General features: G+C 51.9%; 1 protein-coding gene. It reads left to right on the top strand.

Going from position 1 to position 792, the window contains the following annotated elements; genetic code table 11:
• Positions 1-662, top strand: a 662-nt coding sequence (locus ACTHUM_RS16090) for an ATP-binding cassette domain-containing protein (protein ID WP_440403434.1), incomplete at its 5' end; no start/stop codon positions are given.
• Positions 663-792: the final 130 nt, after the last annotated feature.

The following is a 792-nucleotide window of genomic DNA, read 5'->3' as shown; positions in this document are numbered from 1 at the left end:
TTTTGCTGAGTACGGAAGAAAAACACACCGCACGACAACCCGACCTTACCGAAGTTTCAGACGGCCTGATCTTGGAAAACGTTGCCCTATACCGCCACAACGGCGAAGTTTTATTAGACGGCATCAACATCAACCTCAAAAGCGGCAATTCCCTACTGATACGCGGCCCGAGCGGTTGCGGCAAAACTTCGTTGCTGCGCGCGCTGGCAGGGCTTTGGCCTTTCGGCAGCAGCGGTAAAGTCAGCCATCCGCCGCATCAAGACATCCTCTTCCTGCCGCAACGCCCATACACGGCACAAGGCAGCCTGCGCGATGCGATTTGTTACCCCGACATCGACAAACAACATCCGGAACTGATCGAAGCCATGAACACCTGCCGATTAGGTTATCTGGTTGATAAATTAGACAAATCTGATGACTGGCAACACAAACTCTCCCCGGGTGAACTACAACGCGTCGCCTTCGTCCGCGCCCTGCTCTCGCAGCCCAAAGTCATCCTGCTCGACGAAGCCACCGCCGCCTTGGACGAACCGACCGAAGCCATGCTCTACCGTGCCTTAAAGCAAAAACTACCCGACAGCATCATCATCAGCATCGGCCACCGCAGCACGCTCAATGAATTCCATGATTTATGCCTCGATGTCGGTCATGTACAATGCTGAATTAATGGCATAGCAAAGGCCGTCTGAAACAGTGAAAAACGAAATCAAACGATTTTGTCATCGCCGTTTCAGACGGCCTTTTCAAACGCTATGGCATGTTTATTTGCTATACTCTGCATTGTGTTAACGT

The sequence above is a fragment of the Neisseria sp. P0021.S006 genome (genome assembly GCF_051956895.1).
Note: the sequence above shows the minus strand (reverse complement) of the source record. Positions and strands in the feature narration are given on the sequence as shown.